Origin of the sequence: Xanthomonas campestris pv. campestris str. ATCC 33913 (assembly GCF_000007145.1) — a bacterium.
Classification (GTDB): domain Bacteria; phylum Pseudomonadota; class Gammaproteobacteria; order Xanthomonadales; family Xanthomonadaceae; genus Xanthomonas; species Xanthomonas campestris.
Genome location: NC_003902.1, coordinates 142,699 through 160,865, shown reverse-complemented (window position 1 = coordinate 160,865; position 18,167 = coordinate 142,699). Strand labels below are relative to the sequence as shown.

Below are 18,167 nucleotides of genomic sequence, written 5' to 3'. Positions count from 1 at the left end.
GTCCTCAGGTTCCTCGACTCGGAAATTTAGTGCCAAGCTGGTGTCGTCAGCTTGCATGCAACTTCCGATTGCAGCCAGGACATCTGCCCTTGAACCAAGCGACTCTGGCGCCCAGTCCTCAGACAACTCATCCAACTCTTCATTTGCTCGCAAGATAATTCCGATGCTTGCCATGAGTTCTAACGCCTGAATTAAAAAAACACGCTAAGCGGGTTCGGCTTGAATGAGTTGCTACGGCACGCCCCAAAGCGAAGCAGTCAGCACTGATAGCGGTCACGGATGTGATCGTTGTAGTAACGGCCTTGTGACCCCGCATCGCGGAGCCCCTGAAACACGTGCGAGGGCACACCGCAGAAGTCGTATGTGTGGCCCTGCACGAATTGAATTTTCATACGCATGCTAGCCGGGTCGTAGCCAATAGCGCTGATGGCCGACGAGGTGACGCGAATCATATCCATCGATTTTCCTAGCGTTTGAATTAAGTCGCACCACATCGTGGCTTCTGCTTGCATCAACTGTCAGCGCTAAGCTTCGTCACCTTGCGATGGCGAGCCAGCAGCATGCGGAGTATCAGAAGTGCCGGGAACGCAAGGACGGCGATTCGCAGTTGGAGCGTCGGCATCACGCCCTCCTTCGGCCAGAAAGAAAGCCAAATCGCGAGTGCCGCGAGGCAGCACAGTGTCAGCATCAGCAATCGCTTGGCAGCGCGTAAGGAAAACGGCGTTGCCAATGCAGGAGCGGCCATCACCAGAAATCCGATGCCGCTGATCAATGCGCCCGTCTGTCCCTCACGTACCTGGCCTGCTGTAACCAGCGCCACCAGCAATGCGCCTGTCGCCGCGAGCATGACACCGGCAAGGCCAGCCAGCAGCTTTAGGAGTTTTTGATAGCGCATTCTTCGCGTCCTAGTTCTTGCATTACGCTGCACTTCCGAGTGGCGTTGGCTCGAGGCCTGCTAGGACTTGTGACGCCGATAGTGGTTGTTGGTACTTGTGCTGCGGTAGCTGCCACCCTTGTGCGAGGCGCCGTGGCCTGCGCTGTAGTGGCCGCCATGACTGGTGGTGTGGTGCGTGCCGGCGGCCCTAACACGCGCCTGCGCGGATGCGGTAAACAATCCCAATGCGGCCACAGTCAGTGCCACGATGCTCCATCCCTTGCTCAACATTGTTTCTTCCCCCTGAAGAAATGTGTGGCTTTGCGGCTGCATTAATACTGCGTGCCTTGATCCTCGCCGAGTTTTTGGGTTGCGTCAATGCGCTTGCGCGACTGGTCGCTGGCTTTATCGGCTTTTTCTTCATCCGTCCTGCGTACACCTTCTCCCGCGTGCGGGAGAAGGGCTTGGTGTCTCGGGTTATTGACTGTTTTCTGCGATTGCCGGCTTCGCCTGCGCGGGTAGAGCGAGATTATTGTTGAGGTCGGTAATCTCTGCGACGTTGCCGTCGGTGATGACGCGCAGTTGCGCGGCTTTTGCGCTTGCTGCGTTGGTTAGCGGCAGGCGTACCTGCGTGGTGATGGGCTGCAGATCGCGTGGTGCCGCAAGTGCCGGGAATGCAGCTCTTGCCAACTCCTTGCCACGCGCATCTTCCAGCACCACAAACCCGGCCGGCGCGTCAGCATGGCCGAGGCTGTGCACGGTCACTTCAATGGCGTCTGCAGTCACGCGCACGTCGCCATGACCAATGCCCAGGTCCGGGCGTAGTTCGACCGGGGTGGTGGCTGCGATGCGTTCGAGCTGCAGGACGGTGGTGCGGCCTGCGGGGAAGTCGATGTCGAGGGATGCGCTTTTTTCGAAAGCCACTTCGCGCGTTTTGCCTGCGCCATCGAGCTTGTCGTCATTGGCTTTGCTCACGCCTTGGGTGATGCGCCATTGGCCCGGGGCGACGTTCCAGCCGGTCATGCTGGCGCGCTGCGCTTTGTTGGACGTGTTGTAGGCGATGACGGTGAAGCGGTCTTGCTGTGGTGCGGGGATGGCGATGGCTACTTGCGTGGCGGCCTCTGGGTCATTGAAGCGCCAGCTCACGGTGTGGCCGGGGTAGGTCTGGTTGCGCTTGAGGGCCACGCCGCCAAGGCGTGCGCGTTGCAGGTTGACCGTGGGGGATTCCACGCGGTCGCTCCACCAGTGGCCTTCGGTGTTCATGTAGAAGTTCTGCAGTTTCTCGCGTGCCTCGCTGCGGTAGAGGGTGGCGAGATAATCGAGATTGCCGGTTTGTTCCCAGGCCACATGGTGTGGGAAGTCCGGGGCGCTGCCGTCGTCCTTGTTTGCGGCGTCGATGAGCTTGCCGCTCCAGTCGCTGCGCTTGCCCATGACATCGAGGAAGTTTTCGTTGAGCAGCGAGAGGCCATTGGGGCCGCTGTTGGCGACGCGGTAGTTGATGGGCTTTAAGTAACGCGCATCGCCGGTGAAGCGGTAGGCGGCCCAGAAGGTGTGCAAGGTGTCGGCGCCGCCGCTGCCTTCGAACAGTTCGCCGCCGCGGGTTTTGCCGGTCTGCCAGTTGATCTCGTTGGGCAGCGCCCAGTTGCCCTTGCCGTTGGTGTAGGCGTGGGCGAGATAGCCGTCGGCTAATCCTGTGACGATGCGGCGGCTGTTGGGGTCGGCGTTATAGGCGCCCAGGATGATGGCGGGGTGCACCACCGGGAACGAATACGGTTTTTGCCATTGCCAGTTGGGTTCGCGGTAGACCTTGCGGCCGCCGAACCAGTTGCTGGCAAACAGCAGGTGGCCTTGCGGGTTGACCTGGATGACATTATCGAAGGCCTTGACGGTTTCCATCAGGCGCTCGACGGTGCGCGGGTCGCCCCAGTTGAGGTACAGCAGGGCGCTGTTGAGGTTGATGCCTTCTTCGTAGGCATGCAGCTCGTCGGTTTCGATGGTGGACAGGCCGTTGGTGAACATGCCGTTGCGGTAGTTGGCATCGGACAGCGCCAGCATGGAGGCGTTGAGCATGTCCGGGTCCACGCCCATCAGGGCAACGCCGGGCCATTGCTGCACCAGGTCCGAGTCGTCGGAGATGCCGCCGCCGAAATCGCCGTAGGCCACCTGGCGCTGCTCGATCCACCAGCGGATGTAGCGGCGCGTAGCGCTGAGGTCTTGCAGCTGCCAGAACGCCCAGGCCGGCACGCCCTTGGGCACGCTGGGCATCTCGACAGGCAACGCGCCCTGGTTGGCGTAGCTGATGTCGTTCCAGTACTGGCGGCCGAGGGCGTGGTCCGGGTCGACGCGCAGCAGGTCGGTGATGTCGGCATCCAGGCGCTTGTAGAGCAGCTGGCGCTTGGAGGTGGTGTGTTCTTCCACCAGAAAACCCCAGTTGTCCTTGACCTGGTTGAAGCGGTCGGCGACGTGCTCCTTGATCGCCTCGGCGCGCGGCTTGAACACCAGCTGCAGCTGGGTGCCATCGAGCGCGTTGGCATCGAAGCCGGGTGCGGCGGCGGCGATGCTGAGCATCAGGCTGTCGTTGCTCAGGATGCGATCGCGCAGATCCAGCCACAGCGTACGGGCCTGGCCGGGGGCGACCGCGACCGAGACATCGATCATGTCGCGTGCGGGCCAGATGGGGTCCTTGATGCGGATGTTGAGCGGGATGCTGCCGTTATGGGTGGCCGGCAGGTTGAGCGCGGGCAGCGTGATGGCGATGCCATCGAGGCCGTCGTGCATGTTTTCCCAGCCGTAGGACCAGCTGCGCATCAGCGGCTGGTCTGGCGGCGGGTCGCCCAGGCTGGACGGCACCAGGATGTGCACGATGGGGTGCTGCGCGCGGCTGGCGGCGGTCTTGTCGCTGGGGCGCTTGCGGGCCGGGGCCTTGGTGGGCAGCGCGACCACGGTCTGGCGCTCGCCCGGCGGGTAGCGGCCGGCGATGACATCGCGCAGCGTGGCGAGGTTGTCGTAGTCGGGCTGGATGTCGCTGCGCACGGTGTAGCTGAGCTGCGCGCTGACGGCGGGCACCTCGCCCGGCTGGACGTTGTAGGCCCAGATTTCCTGGATGGGGGTTTCCTGCGCGGTGTTGGCAAAGCGCAGCGTGCCACCACGGCGCTCGGCAAACGTATCCACGCTGCGCACCACGCCTTGCTTGCGGTCGAACAACGGTTGCGCTTGCGCGTTGGTTGCACCGGTGGCGGTGGGCGCGGTGTAGCTGGCCTGGCCATAGGCGGCGCCGCGCAGCTCGATGCGGTTGACCGGCTCGTCTGGCAGGGTGAGGTCCAGCGCCTTGCCGCCTTCGACGTAGGTGTTCCAGTCCGGCAGCTGGAAGTAGTCGTTGCGGCCGGGCAGGCGCGAACGGTTGTAGACACCGGGCCAGGTGGTTTCGGCGATGCCGTCGGTGGCCTTCCACATCCATTGCTTGAGATCGCGCGCGTCGGTGAATTCCACCTTGCGGATGCGGGTGACCGGTGCGGTGAGCGCAGGCGGCGTGTGGCCGTTGTCCCAGCCGTAGCGGTGCAGGAAGGCGGCGTGTTGCGCGTCGTTGGTGGGTGCTTCAGCGCTGGTGGGCTCCTGCAGGCGCGCCAGTGCGGCGGCGCCGGCGCCATCGAGCATGCGGTCGTAGATACGGATCTCGTCGAAGTCGCTGCCGCGCAGGAAGTTGTAGCGGCTCTGCACCTGGTGCGGCGACATCACGCGGCCGGCCAGGCCGAACTGGTCGAGCGCGGCGTCGAAGTCGAGCGCGCCGCCGTTGGCGCAGGGCGCACCGCAGTCCACGCGTGCGGCTTCCTTGCCGTCCACATACAGGCGTACGCCGCGGGTTTCATCCCAGGCGAAGGCAATGTGGGTCCAGTCGCTGGCAGTGGGATGTTTATCCAGCTTGAAGGAGACGCGGGTGCGCGCGAGGTTGGCGTCGGTGACGAAGGCATCGAAGCCGTGGCCGTTCCAGTCGATGCGCAGCCAGGCCATGTCCCAGCTGGTGTGGTCGGCGTAGCCGACGCGGAAGATCACGAACGGCGCTTCGCCAACGGCGTAGCGCGCGCGCCAGAAAAAGCTCAGCGTGCCGCGCTGGGTGTAGAGGTTGCCGGGCGCATTCCACGACAGCACGCCGTCGTCGGCCCATTCGATGGCGTTGCCGCGTTTGCCGGTGGGCACCAGCGCGATCTTGTCGCGGAAGTTGGGCACGCCATCGCCGCGTGCGACATCGGCCTCCAGGCTGCGGTCGGCCGAGACACGGAACAACAGTTCCGGCGCGGTGGGGGTGGCCGCGCTCAGCGGCAGCGCGATCATGCACAGCATTCCCAACAAAACCTTCGACACGCTCACCTCGTACTGTTCACCACGTACTGTTCACCACGTACTTTTCACCACGTAAAGCAGCCACCGCCTGGTTGGCGGTGGCGGAGACGCACTTGCTCAGCCCACCTTACAGGCCATTGGCGGCGCGCCACTTGGGCACGTCCTCCTTCAACAACTTGTCCGGCCAGGTGCCATGCCAGGCGTAGCCGACGCGGCGCTCGTTGGGCACTTTCATGTAGTCGGTCAATGCAACGCCTTCGCGGTTGGCATACAGCGGACGTTGATTCTGCAGGTCGTAGAAGCGCGCCCATAATGACGCACCCGGTTGCGCGACGAGGATCACATCCTTGCCGGTTTCCTGGGTGGGGTCGTCGATCTTCTTGGTGGCCAGGTCGCGCATGCGATGGGTGTCGAACCAGGTGGCGGCCGCTTGCACCGCGGTCTTGATCTTGGCCGAGGGGCTGGGCTGGCGCATCAGGAACCGCACGATGCTGACCGACTCACTGGACGACAGCGAAGCGAGCTCATACGCGCGCGCCTTGGCCGGCTTGAGCGTGACTTCGTCGTACTGCGCGCCCCAGATGGTGAGCGTGCCGCCGATCTTGACCTGGGTGGCGAGCACGCATTCCAGGCCCTTGGTCACCGCCTGCTGCGCGCGTGCGCCGTGGCTGCCACGCAGCTGCGCGCCGGTGTCGCCCTTGCCCTCGCCGATGTCCTGCAACAGGTTGAGCACGCGCACCATGGCGTCGTCGTTGTAGGTGATCTGGTGGTGGTAGGACGACAGGTCCGGATAGAACTGCGGCCAGCCGCCGTTGGCGTATTGCGCCTTGAGCAGGTACTCCACGCCACGACGTGCGGCGGCAATGTACTTGGCGTTCTTTTCGTTCTTGAAGGCGGTGGACAGGTACGTGATTTCATACGTGGTCGCCTTGTTGTCGATGGTGGCGTCGTCCTTGCGCCCGGGTTGCTTGAGCTCGGCGATTTCGGCGGCGGTGAAGGTGCGGGTGTAGTCCACCGCCACGCCCTTGTACTGCTTGGACCAGCCACCGGAGGCGGTCTGCAGCAGCAGCATGTTGTCGGCGATGTGGTCGGCCATGGCCGCCAATGGTGCGAGCAACAGGGCGCCGGCGAAGGCGAGCGTGGACAGGTGCAGCGTGCGCGAACGGTTCATCAGAACGGCCTCCAGGAGCCCAGCACGGTGGAGCGGTCCAGCGCAGCGGCCTGTGCGGCGGTGAGCTGGCGTGACCATTTCACGCGGCGCGACGGGTTGGCCCCGGCGCCGGTGTTCTGGTATTCGCTGTAGCGGGCGGTGGCCTCGTTGGCCGCGTTGCCCCAGTTGTTCCAGCCCTCGGGCACGATGTGCGCGCCGAGCTGGCTAGTGATGAAACTCACGCTGGCGTACGGCCGCCACGGCCGGCCCAGGAACACGCGCGAGACACCGCTGGCGGCGGTGATGCGTGCATTGCGAAACACGAAGCCGCGTGCGCTCTCCTGCGGCGTGGAAGCAGCGGTGAGATAGCCATCGCCCAGCGAATGCAGCTGCACGTTTTCGAACAGGGCAGTGCCGGCGCCGAAGACGAAATCCACGGTGCCTTCGACATAGCAGTCGAGAAAATACGAGAGCTTGGCGCCGCGCAGGTACAGCGTGTCTTGGTAGCCGAGGAAACGCACATTGCGGAACGCCGCGCGGTCGCCATCCACGCGCACCGCCACCGCCTGGCCCACCGGGCCCGCGTGGTTGCCGAAGCTCAGTTGCTCGGCGGTGAAGTCGTTGCCGGCGATGATGACGCTGGACGAGCCGGAGGTACCGTACTCCTTACCGGTGGCCGGATTGATGCGCGCGGCGTAGTTGTCGTAGGTGATGACGGTTTGCGTGGTGCCAGCGCCAACCATCTTCAATGCCGGTGCGTTGGCCGGCACCACCAGCAGCTCTTGATACACGCCCGCGCCGACGCTGATCTGCGCGCGCTTGCCGCCCTGCACGGCGGCGTCCACCGCGGCCTGCACGGTGCGGTAACCAGCGTTGCCCTGCTTGGCCACGGTATAGACCGGGTCTGCAGCGAAGGCCGCGGTACTGCCCAGTGCGCTCATCGCCAACACGGCGCTGGCGGCGATGCTGCGTAACACGCGTCTGCGATGTTCTTGCATGGCGGTTCTCCTGTCAGAACTTGTAGCGCGCGCCGACGTAGTACTGGCGCCCGGTGACGGTGTATTTGTCGGGCAGTTCCAGTGCGGAATCGACGTAGCGGCGGTCGGGGGTATCGAGCAGGTTGATGGCCTCAAACGTCAGCGACAGGTGGTCGCTGATCTTGTAGGACATGTTGAAATCGACGTTTTCCACGCTGTATTTGCCGGTGACATCGGCGGTGGCCAGGCGCTGGCCATCGAGGTTGTAGACGTCTTCCTGGGCGAGGATGTTGTTGATGTAGCCATCGCGGTAACTGGTGGATACGCGCGCACTGAAGCGGCCGTCGTCGTAGTAGACGGTGGCGTTGTAGGACTGCGGCGAGAGGTTGAGCAGGTCGCGCTCGGTGGTGGTGGTGGTGATGCTGGTATTGCTGTTGCCGGCGGTGCTGAACAGATAATTGATCTTGGAATCGACCTGCGTGTAGTTGAGCTGGATGCCGAAGTTGCGCCAGAAGCCGGGCAGGAAATCGAACGCCTGTTGGTAGGTCAGCTCGAAGCCCTTGAGCGGGCCGCCGGGCGTGTTGAAGTAGCTCTGCACATTGAAAATGGTGTCCGGCGTGAAGCCGGCCGGCAGCAGATCCAGCGAGTAGCCCATCGCTTCCCAGGTGGTGAGTACGCGGGTGCGCTGCACGTAGCTGTCGATGTCCTTGTAGAACACCGCCGCCGACAACAGCGAGCCTTCGCGGAAATACCATTCGGCGCTGAGGTCGTAGTTGGTGGAGCGGAACGGGTCGAGCTTGGGGTTGCCCAGGTTGATCGAGAAGAAGCGCCCGTCATCGAAGAACTGGGTGGGGCCGCCGCTGACGCTGGGCGACAGATAGGCCAGCGTGGGCCGCGCCATGGTCTTGGCCGCGCCGAAGCGCAGCACTACCTCATCACTGACATCCCAGGAGAGATTCAACGAGGGCAGGATGTCGCGGTAATTGTGATTGACGGTGGTGGGCACCAGCAGGCGCTCGCCGGCCGCGGCAGTAGCGCTGGCCACGCCGAAGAACGATTCGCAGGCTGGCGAAATCGCACCGCTTGCGGTGGCCGTGCACGGCGCATAGCCGCTGGCGGCGATCTGCGTCTGCACATAGCGCACGCCCAGGTTGCCGCGTAGCGCGCGGCCCCACAGGTCGGTGTTGAAGTCCAGCTGCAGGTAGGTGCCCAGGCTCTTTTCGTTGACCTGGAAATTGTTGTTGGACGAACCGAAGTGGCCGACATCGGCCAACCGGTAATCGCCGCCCGGCACGCCGGTGTCGCAGTTGCAATTGATGTTGAGCAGGTCGGCGACTTTCTGGAAATCCGGAATCACCCAACTGGTGGGGAAGTTGCCGTTCAAGCTGCGGCCAAAGCCATCCAGCGTAGTGCTCAGATCACCCACGCCCACGCCGGCCGGCAAGCCCTGCGCCAGGCGCCCGTAGGAGACATGCCGCGACTCCGACGTCTCCATGTCGTAGTCCTTGTAGGCCAGACCGGTGCGGAAGGTGAAGGTGGGGCTGATGTTGAATTCCAGGTCCACCTTGGCGGTGTCGAAGGTGTTGCTCACCGACTGCGGGTTGAGCCGCACCTCGCTGATGTTGGTGCCGCGCGCAGTGCCATTGCTGTTCACCGGCACCGCGCCATAGCCCAGCCATTGCCAGTTGTTGGCATCGGCGGCATTGAATGGGAAGGTCATGCTCGGGTAGTCGCCACCACCGCGCCGGTCCAGCACGAAACCATCCAGGTTGGTGTTGTCGAAACTCACCAGCGAGAACACCGGCCGCTCGTAATCGGAGGTGGAATGGCCGACCAGCGCGGTCATGCGCACCTGGTCATTGAAGCGGTGCTGCAGGTCCAGGCTGAATTGCTTGAACTCGGTGGATTCTTCGATGCTGCTGGATTCGGTGCGGTAGTCGACGTTGTCGAATACGCCGTAAACCAAGCGGTTTTGCTCGTCCACTTGCGCTTCGCGCACCGCAATTTGGGTCTTGCCGCCGAAGTTGGCAGTGCGGTGCAGGTTGGCGCCGACCGAATCTTCGCGCTGGTCCTTGTCCAGCTTCGAATACAGCATGTCGAAATTCAGCAGCGTGTCGTCGCTGACCTTGAACTGCAGCGCGCCGGTGACGCCCAGGCGCTTGATCTCGTGATCGGTGCGGATGTAGCGCGGGTAGCGTGGAATCCACGCATCGGTGGCTGTTTCGTAGGCCTGGATGTTTTCCGGTGTGTTGGCCGGGCGCGCGATGCCGGTGCCGCAGGTGGTGGCGCTGATGCCGTAGCTGCCCCAGCCGTTGTTGCGGTCCTGGTTGGCCTGCGAGCCCACGCCGGCGCGCGTTTCGTTCGACAACGGGTTACGCGGGGTCTGCGGGTTGTAGCCCACCGGCGAGCAGAAGCCGTAGGTGCCGTTGTTGGTGGCGGTGCTCTGGTTGGAGTTGCGGTAGTTGCCGTGCTCCCAGCGCACCGGGTTGTAGCCTTCTTCGCGCAGATGCCGCTCGCTGTAGGACACCGACATCAATGCGCCGAAGCGGCCATCGGCCCAGATGTTGCTGATCAGGCCGGAAAAACGCGGATCTTGTTCGCGCGAGAGATCGTTGTAGCCGTACTGGGTGGAGGCGGCTGCTTCGAAGCCGTCGAAGTCGAACGGGCGCGAGCCGCGCAGATCCACCGTGGCGCCCAGCGAGCCTTCGTCGGTCTGCGCCGACTGGGTCTTGCTGATGGTGACGCGGCTGAAGAGTTCCGAGGCGAAGGTATTGAAATCGAATCCACGGCTGCGGTTGACGCCATCGCTGCCGCTGCCGGCGGTGGCCAATGCTTCCAGGCCGTTGATGCGCACGCGGGTGAAATCCGAGCCCAGGCCGCGCACCGAAATCTGCTTGCCCTCGCCGCCTTCGCGGTCGATGGACACACCGGCGATGCGCTGCATCGATTCGGCCAGATTCAGATCGGGAAACTTGCCGATGTCTTCGGCGTAGATCGCATCCACCTGCTCCACGCTGTAGCGCTTGGCGTCCAGCGATTGCTGCAGGCTTTCGCGATAGGTGGCCTTGACCTGCACGCGGTCCAGGTCCACCGCATCGGCCGGGGTGGCCGGTGGGCCCACGGTTTGCGCGGCAGCGCCAACACCGTGCAAGGCCAGAACGATGGCCACCGACAAACGCGCGGCGGACAGGCGGGCGCCCGCCTCTTGGGCAGGACGACACGAACGGGCTTGCATGATGCGGCTCTCTCCAGGGCACTGGGGTGCAATGACGCGCTCAGCCCCCCTAGGCCACCGGCGTCGAACGAAACATCACGCCCACCGCGTTGCATGCGTGCGTCTCGGCAGCGCATACACGGCGATCAAGCGTTTGCAATGGGGCCCGCTGCGCGTGTGCGCAGCGGGCGGGTGACACTCAGAACTTGTAGCGCAGGCCCAGCAGGTACTGGCGGCCGGTTTCACCGTATTGCAGCGGCAGCTGGCCGGTGCGCGGCGACGACACCCATTCGTCGGAGGCTTCGTTGGTGAGGTTGATGCCTTCCAGGCTCAGTTCCAGCTGCTTGCTGATCTTGTAGCGCAGCGACGCATCGAGGATGGTGGTGCCGGTCATGCCGTGCACGCCGTCCACGTTGAAGCCGGCTTCCGCACCCGGTGCCTGGGTGAGGTAGTCGTCGCGGTTGGTGGCGGAGATGCGGCCTGCGAAGGTGTCGCCTTCGTAGAACAGCGTGGCATTCCACGACGAGCGCGACAGGCCGAGCAGGTCGTTCTTCATCACCGGTGCGCCACTGCTGGCCAGGTACTGGATCTGCGAATCCACCCAGGTGTAGTTGAGCTGCACGCCCAGGTTGGCCCACTTGCCCGGCAGGAACGTAAACGGCTGCACGTAGTTGGCTTCCACGCCCTTCAATTCGCCGCCCGGGGTATTGAGCGGAATGCTGAAGGCGAAGTCGTCGTTGACGCTGGCGCCGGTGCCTTCCAGCAAGGAGGCCGGCAGGCCGCTGCTGGAGTACGGACGCACTTCGCGCGCGGTCTGGATGAAGCTTTCGATGTCCTTGTAGAACAGGCCCACACCGACCATCGCGCCTTCGTTGAAGTACCACTCCAGGCCGAGGTCGACGTTGGTGGCTTCGATCGGGTCCAGATCCGGGTTGCCGCCGGCCACGGTGCGCGCACCACCGGCCACGGCCACGGTCACGCCGGGCGTGAGGCTGCCCAGGCCGGGACGCGACATCACCTTGGCGGCGCCAAGACGCAGCAGCAGGTCCGGTGCCAGCTCGGCGACCAGGTTGAACGAGGGCAGCGTGTTGTTGTACTTGCGGCCCACGGTGGTCAGCGCCGGTGCGTTGTTGATCAACGCATAGCCGGTGGATTCCTGCTCGGTGCGCACGTAACGCACGCCGAAATTGCCGGAGAACGGAATCGAGCCCAGGTCGGTGGAGAACTCGCCCATCAACCACACGCCGCGGTCTTTTTCTTCGACGCTACGGCTGTTGTTGACGCGCGGGGCCACAGCGAAGGTGCCGCTGTTGCTGTAGATGCCGAACTGGTCGGCCACGGCATCCAGGTTGGGCACGACCCACGCAGCGGGGCTGCCGTTGATGCCCTTGAGCCCGGCTTGTTCGGTGAGATCGGCCGGCACGATGCGCGTGCCATTGGCGAAGGTCGGCACCGACAATTCGTTGGCGCGGCGCAACTCCACCGTGCTGAAGGTGTAGTTCTTGGCCAGCACGCCGCCCTTGAGGCGGAAGCCGGGGCTGATGTTCCAGTTGAAGTCGATCTGGCCGGTATCGAAGTCGTTGTCCACGGTCTGCGGACGCAGGCGGATTTCCGCCAGTTCCCAGCCGGTGGGATCGGTCGGGTTGATGCCGTAGTTCAGCACCGGCGCGCGGTTGTTGCCGCGGTAGTCGTAGCTGTACCCGTCGACGTCGTACTTGTCCATGATGATGGTGGTCTGCACCGGGTTCTCGTGCGCGGAGCGCGAGGTGCCGATGCGCGCGTTCATGCTGAAGTCGTCGCTGAAGCGGTGCTCCACGTCGAAACTGATCTGCTTGAACTCGGTGTTCCACTCGTCGTGGCGGTTTTCGGTACGGATATCGACGTTGTCGAATTCGCCATACACCAGGGCGTTGTTGCGGATCTCGCCGTTGCGCACAACGGTGGCCGGCTTGCCAACCAGCACCGGGCGCGCATTGCCGCCGCGGCTGAAGGAGATCGCTTCGATGTAGTGCTCATCGCGCTTGGCATCGATCTTGGAATACAGCATGTCCAGCGACAGCGTGGTGCGGTCGGAGGGCTTCCACTGCAGCGAGCCGGTGACGCCCAGGCGCTGCTGGTCGTGGATCTGCTGGGTGTAGCGCGGGAAACGCGGGTGATAGACATCGGCCGAACGCGCCGCGGCAAACGGCGAGGTGGCGCTGAAGCCGCCGTTGCTCGGCCCATTGGCCCAACGGCCGGTGTTGGAGCCTTCTTCCAGCACTTCGCGCTCGGTGTAGGCCACCGACAGCAAGGCGCCGAAGGTGTTGTCGGCCCAGGTGTTGGAGATCAACGCGGCCACGCGCGGATTGGCCTTTTCGGCCATCGCGTTGTAGCCGGCCTGGCCGCTGGCGGCGAAGGTGAAGCCGCTGTAGTCGAACGGGCGCGCGGTGCGCAGATCGACGGTGGCGCCGAGCGAGCCTTCTTCCACGTCGGCCGAGGCCGTCTTGCGGGCGATCAGCTGCGAGAACAGGTCCGAGGCGAACACGTTGAAGTCGAAGCCACGGCCGCGGTTGGTGCCGCCGCTCTGGTCGCCGGCGCCCACGGTGGTGAGCGCTTCCATGCCGTTGATGCGCACGCGGGTGAACTCCGGGCCCAGGCCGCGGACCGAGATGGCGCGGCCTTCGCCGGCTTCACGGGTGATCACCACGCCGGGGATGCGCTGCAGCGACTCGGCCAGGTTGAGGTCGGGGAACTTGCCAATGTCCTCCGCGACAATGGCATCGACCACGCCGGCTTCGCCGCGCTTGATGTCCAGGGCCTTTTCCACGCTGGCGCGGTAACCGGTCACCGTGACGGTGTCCAGGTCCACGGCAGGTTCGGCAGGGGTTTGTGCTGCATCTTGTGCGGCCGCGTGGCCGCTCAGTGCCAGGCCGATCGACAGCGCCAGCAAGGTAACCGGTGTCTTCCGGTTGGTGGTCCGAAATTGCATGTCCTCCCCTCCCAAGGGTCCATGAACAATGTGAAATGTCTGGTTGTGAGCGGCAATGACACCGCTGGTCAAAACGACGTTACCAGCTGAATCGCCCCGCAACATCTTGCAGCGCAGCAGAAAACGTCACCAAATTCGCCCCAAAGGGATGCAAGCCGTCACTGGGCGTCGCATCATGGTCATCGCCGGACGTGTCAGGCGACAGCTAGAATGACACCGATGGTCATCCTAACGCGCGCGGAATCCCCCACCCCGTGACGCACCACACAGCCGAGGTAATTGCCGTATGAGTCGTGCCCGCATCCTGTGCTTTGGTGAGTTGTTGCTGCGCCTGGGGGCGCCCGGTCACGAGCTGCTGTTGCAGCAACCGCGACTGGAGGTGCACTGCGGTGGCGCCGAGGCGAACGTGGGCGTGTCGCTGGCGCACTTCGGCCATGACGTGGCAATGGTGAGCACGGTGGCCGACAACCCGCTAGGCGCGGCGGTGCTGGGCGAGTTGCGCCGGCACGCCGTCGATACCCGCCACGTGCGGCGGGTGGATGGCCGCGTGGGGCTGTACTTCCTCACCACCGGTGCGATCCACCGGGCCAGCGAGGTGGTGTACGACCGCGCCGATTCGGCGTTTGCGCTGGCGCCGGCCGATGCCTACGACTGGCCGCGCCTGCTTGACGGTGCGCAGTGGCTGCACCTGTCCGGGGTCAGCCCTGCGTTGGGCGCCGATGTGGCCCAGGCCACGCTCGCCGCCGCCCGCGCCGCGCGCGCGGCCGGGGTGAAGGTGTCGTTTGACGGCAACTACCGGCCCAAGTTGTGGCAGCGCTGGCAAGGCGATGCGCGCGGCATCCTGCACGACCTGTTCGCGTGTGCGGACGTGGTGTTTGCGGACTACCGCGACATCGGCGTGGTGTTGGGCGGCGAGTTCCCGCAAGACACGCTGGAAGCACGTGTGGAAGCGGCCGCGCAGCAGGCGTTTGCCGCCTTCCCGCAGCTGCAGCTGATGGCCTGCACCCAGCGCGTAGCGCATAACGTGGACCACCACAGCCTGGGCGCGATGCTGGTGCCGCGCGATGGCGCGGTGGCGTTTGCGCCGGCCGAAGAACTCACCCCTATCATCGACCGCATTGGCGGTGGCGATGCATTTGCAGCCGGTGTGTTGCACGGCCTGATCGAAGGCTGGTCGCTGGACGACACGGTGCGCTTCGGCCTGGCCGCCGGCTGCTTAAAGCACTCAATTCCGGGCGATTTCAATCCGCTCTCGGTGGCCGATGTGCAGGCGTGTGTGGGCGATGCGCGGTTTGATGTGAAGCGGTGAATCGGGAGTGGGGAATCTGACGTGGGGGATGCGCGGCGTCCCCTGCCCATGCTGCCTTCCCTTCAATCGGGGACCGGCGCCTCTCGATAGACTGCAGGCCTTTCCGGATTTTCCGAGATATCTATGGATGCTTCCCATCAGACCGTGATGCTGCCATGAGCCGCATCGCGATCGCCGCCGCCCTCGTCGCCGCACTGATGGGCGGCGTATGCCCCTGCCCGTCCTACGCACAGACGCCGTCAGCCCAGCCGGGATGGATTGCCAGCTGGGCAACCAGCCCACAGGCCGGGGAGGCCGATGCGGAAGAGCCGCTGGCAAACATCGACGGGCAGACGGTACGGCAGCGTGTTCGCATGTCCATCGGCGGTACCCAGCTGCGTGTACGCCTGTCCAACGAACTGAGTGCATCACCGCTGACCATTGGGTCGGCCTCCATCGCCGTGGCGAAGGATGCTTCGACCGTGGAACCAGCTTCGCTGCGTCAGCTCACCTTCGGCGGGCAGTCCTCCGTCAGCATCCCCGCAGGCGCTCCCATCCTCAGCGACCCGGTCGATCTGCAGGTTGCGCCGGGTGCACAGGTCGGCATCAGCCTGTTCTTTCCGGAGCGGGTCACGTCCAACACGCTGCACTCCCTGGCGCTCAAGCGCGCGGTGGTGAGCACACCCGGCGACCACACGCGAGAGACGTCCATCGCGCCGGCCGCGACGTCCACCTCGTCCATCGCGATCAGTGCGGTGTTGGTACCGCAGGCACGTGCGCAGCGGTTGCTGGTGGCATTCGGAGACTCGATCACCGACGGTGCGGGGTCCACGACCGACGCTGACCGCAGCTGGCCAGCCCAATTCGCACAGCGCGTGGCAGCGACCGACCCTGGCCTGTCCGTGGTGAATGCCGGGATCGCAGGCAATCAGTTGTCGCATGAGGGGTACGGCGCAAGCGGCTTGGCCCGCTTCGACCGGGATGTCCTGGCGCTGCCGGGCGTGACGCACATCGTGCTGCTGGAAGGGATCAACGACATCGCCGCGCCGGGGGTCAAGATCGGTTCGCGTTACTTTGCGCCGCCGACAGAGGTGAGAACCGCGGAGTACGTGATCAGCGCCTACCGGCAGCTCATCGCACGCGCGCACGACCATGGGATCAAGGTAATCGGCGCGACCTTGACGCCGTTCGCCGGCAATACAGTCCCCGGCTTTTACTCGCCGCAGAAAGAGGCGGCTCGGCAGACGGTCAACGCATGGATCCGCAACAGCCACGCGTTCGATGCAGTGATCGATTTCGATGCGGTGCTGCGCGATGCCGAGCATCCGCTCCAGCTTCAAGCCCGCTTTGCATCCCGCGACCGGCTCCACCCCAACGATGCCGGCTATGCGGCCATGGCGGACGCGATCGACGTGACGCTTTTCCGCTGAGCGCGCGCTACCTGTTAGTCGCTGCGCTGACGCGTATCAGCGCGCTACCTGTTATTCGCTGCGCTGACGCGTATCAGGCGGGCGCGCGGGCGCGGCGTTTGTTGGTGAACCATTTCAGCGCCGCGCTCAGCAGGACCACGCACAGCGAGGCCGGTACGCTGAAAAAAAGCGTGATCATCAGTGCGAACTGAAGCGGTGGCGCCGAGCCGTCTTGCATGACCACCGCACAGACAACGGCGGTAGTGATCACCAGATTGATGATGGCCTTGAGTGACCAGTGCAGCGTGGCGAACCGCAACAGCACGGCACAAATCACGCTGACCAACAGGGCCAGCAGCAGAAAAATGATTAATTTGTCCAACACGTCGTGCGCTCCATGCTGTGCGGATGAGATTCAAGGACGACGCTGCTTTTTAGCGATGTACAGACACGTCAGCGATTCGTCGCAACGCCTTGGCTGGCAGGCCAAAGCGTATGCGTCAAAGACACTGCGTGCTGCACAAGAGCCGTGACATGACGCCACGGCTCTTGCGAATCCCTAATCCCTAATCCCGACAATCAACCCAACTCGATGCAATCGAACTTCACGTCCGGATCCACATCGGCGTCGTAATCCACATCTTTGCGCTCGAAGCCGAACAGCTTGAGGAACTCGTGCTTGTAGCCGGCGTAATCAGTGAGTGCGAACAGGTTCTCGGTGGTGACCTGCGGCCACAGCGCCTTGCAGGCGTCCTGTACGTCGTCGCGTAGCTCCCAGTCGTCCAGGCGCAGGCGGTTCTGCTCATCCACTTCGGCGGGCTGGCCGTCTTCGCGGTACAGGCGCTCGCGGAACAGGCGGTCGAGCTGTTCGATGGTGCCTTCGTGCAGGCCCTTTTCCTTCATGATCTTGTAGACCATGGAGATGTACAGCGGCATCACCGGGATGGCCGCGCTGGCCTGGGTCACCACCGACTTGAGCACGGCCACATTGGCGCCGCCGCCACTGGCCTGCAGGCGCGCATCGAGCCGCTGCGCGGTGTGGTCCAGGTCGACCTTGGCCTTGCCCAGCGCGCCGTGCCAGTAGATCGGCCAGGTGATCTCGGTACCGATGTAGCTGAAGGCCACGCTGCGCGCGCCCTTGGCGAGCACGCCGGCGCTGTCCAGCGCGTCGATCCACAGTTCCCAATCCTGCCCGCCCATCACGGTGATGGTGTCTTCGATCTCCTGCTCGGTGGCCGGCTCGATCGAGGCCTGGATGATGGTGTCCTTGTTGGTGTCGATGGCGGTGGCGGTGTAGGTGTTGCCGATCGGCTTGAGCGCCGAACGCTTCACTTCCCCGGTGCTCGGCAGCTTGCGCACCGGCGAGGCCAGCGAATACACCACCAGGTCCACCTGCCCGCCCATGTCGGTCTTGATCAGCTCGATGACCTTGGCGCGTGCTTCATCGGAGAACGCATCGCCATTGATCGATTTGCTGTACAGGCCGGCGGCCTTGGCATGCGTGTCGAAGGCGGCCGAGTTGTACCAGCCGGCAGTGCCGGCCTTCTTGTCGCTGCCGGGTTTTTCGAAGAACACGCCCAGCGTGTCCGCGCCGAAGCCGAAGGCCGCGGTGATCCGCGAGGCCAGGCCGTAGCCGCTGGATGCGCCGATCACCAGCACCTTCTTCGGGCCGTCGTTGCGCACGCCGCGCGCACGCGTGGCGGCAATCTGGTCGAGCACATTGCGCTCGCAGCCGAGGGGATGCGTGGTGGTGCAGATGAAGCCGCGCACTTTGGGATGGATGATCAACGTGGACTCCTGGTCAGCAAGATGCTGGCGGCATCTTAGGGCCTGACAGCGCGCTGGGGTAGGTCGCACACGCCACCCAGGCGGTGCTTACACACGCACGCAGGGTGTGAATCGCTTGTGCGCCAATGCACTGCGCGCACCGGGCAGCGCGTGCGCATGCA

Annotated in this window: 12 protein-coding genes; 2 read left to right on the top strand and 10 right to left on the bottom strand. The window is 64.3% G+C overall.

Translation table 11 applies throughout. The features are described 5' to 3' along the window. Window positions 1-257 precede the first annotated feature (257 nt). The 8 genes from XCC_RS00660 to XCC_RS00625 all read right to left on the bottom strand — a co-directional run bounded on the left by XCC_RS00660 (window position 258) and on the right by XCC_RS00625 (window position 13,521). Window positions 258-458: a KTSC domain-containing protein gene (locus XCC_RS00660; RefSeq protein WP_043877683.1), complete on the bottom strand. Its 201-nt coding sequence runs from the start codon at window positions 456-458 to the stop codon at window positions 258-260. A gap of 53 nt (window positions 459-511) precedes the next feature. Beyond that, window positions 512-895 carry a hypothetical protein gene (locus XCC_RS00655; RefSeq protein ID WP_011269458.1) on the bottom strand — a complete coding sequence of 128 codons (384 nt, stop codon included), beginning with the start codon at window positions 893-895 and terminating at the stop codon, window positions 512-514. 60 nt (window positions 896-955) lie between these two features. Beyond that, window positions 956-1,165 carry a hypothetical protein gene (locus tag XCC_RS00650; RefSeq protein ID WP_043877682.1) on the bottom strand — a complete coding sequence of 70 codons (210 nt, stop codon included), beginning with the start codon at window positions 1,163-1,165 and terminating at the stop codon, window positions 956-958. 186 nt (window positions 1,166-1,351) lie between these two features. After that, window positions 1,352-5,212 (bottom strand): LamG-like jellyroll fold domain-containing protein, encoded by a 3,861-nt coding sequence (locus tag XCC_RS00645; RefSeq protein WP_175422435.1) that lies wholly within the window; start codon window positions 5,210-5,212, stop codon window positions 1,352-1,354. Between the two features lie 127 nt (window positions 5,213-5,339). Continuing rightward, window positions 5,340-6,383 (bottom strand): pectate lyase, encoded by a 1,044-nt coding sequence (gene pelA, locus XCC_RS00640; RefSeq protein ID WP_011035380.1) that lies wholly within the window; start codon window positions 6,381-6,383, stop codon window positions 5,340-5,342. Next, on the bottom strand, window positions 6,383-7,360 hold the full coding sequence (locus XCC_RS00635) for a pectinesterase family protein (RefSeq protein ID WP_011035379.1): 978 nt from the start codon (window positions 7,358-7,360) through the stop codon (window positions 6,383-6,385). Before XCC_RS00635 ends, pelA begins: the two co-directional genes overlap by 1 nt. A 13-nt stretch (window positions 7,361-7,373) precedes the next feature. After that, the gene (locus tag XCC_RS00630; protein ID WP_011035378.1) at window positions 7,374-10,574 is read right to left on the bottom strand and encodes a TonB-dependent receptor; all 3,201 of its coding nucleotides are present in this window, start codon (window positions 10,572-10,574) and stop codon (window positions 7,374-7,376) included. Window positions 10,575-10,752: 178 nt separating this feature from the next. Continuing rightward, a complete protein-coding gene (locus XCC_RS00625) occupies window positions 10,753-13,521 on the bottom strand; it encodes a TonB-dependent receptor (protein ID WP_011035377.1) in 2,769 nt (922 codons plus the stop codon). Between the two features lie 286 nt (window positions 13,522-13,807). On the opposite strand from XCC_RS00625, the gene XCC_RS00620 reads away from it, so the two are divergent. Both XCC_RS00620 and XCC_RS00615 read left to right on the top strand, forming a co-directional pair. Further along, window positions 13,808-14,830, top strand: a complete 1,023-nt coding sequence (locus XCC_RS00620) for a sugar kinase (protein ID WP_011035376.1) — start codon at window positions 13,808-13,810, stop codon at window positions 14,828-14,830. A gap of 155 nt (window positions 14,831-14,985) precedes the next feature. Further along, the gene (locus tag XCC_RS00615; protein WP_011035375.1) at window positions 14,986-16,239 is read left to right on the top strand and encodes an SGNH/GDSL hydrolase family protein; all 1,254 of its coding nucleotides are present in this window, start codon (window positions 14,986-14,988) and stop codon (window positions 16,237-16,239) included. 73 nt (window positions 16,240-16,312) lie between these two features. Here the strand turns inward: XCC_RS00615 and XCC_RS00610 are convergent, their stop codons facing one another. After that, window positions 16,313-16,600, bottom strand: a complete 288-nt coding sequence (locus tag XCC_RS00610; protein WP_029217001.1) for a hypothetical protein — start codon at window positions 16,598-16,600, stop codon at window positions 16,313-16,315. Window positions 16,601-16,797: 197 nt separating this feature from the next. After that, window positions 16,798-18,006, bottom strand: coding sequence for an enoyl-ACP reductase FabV (gene fabV, locus XCC_RS00605; RefSeq protein WP_011035373.1), 1,209 nt, complete (start codon window positions 18,004-18,006; stop codon window positions 16,798-16,800). Window positions 18,007-18,167 lie beyond the last annotated feature (161 nt).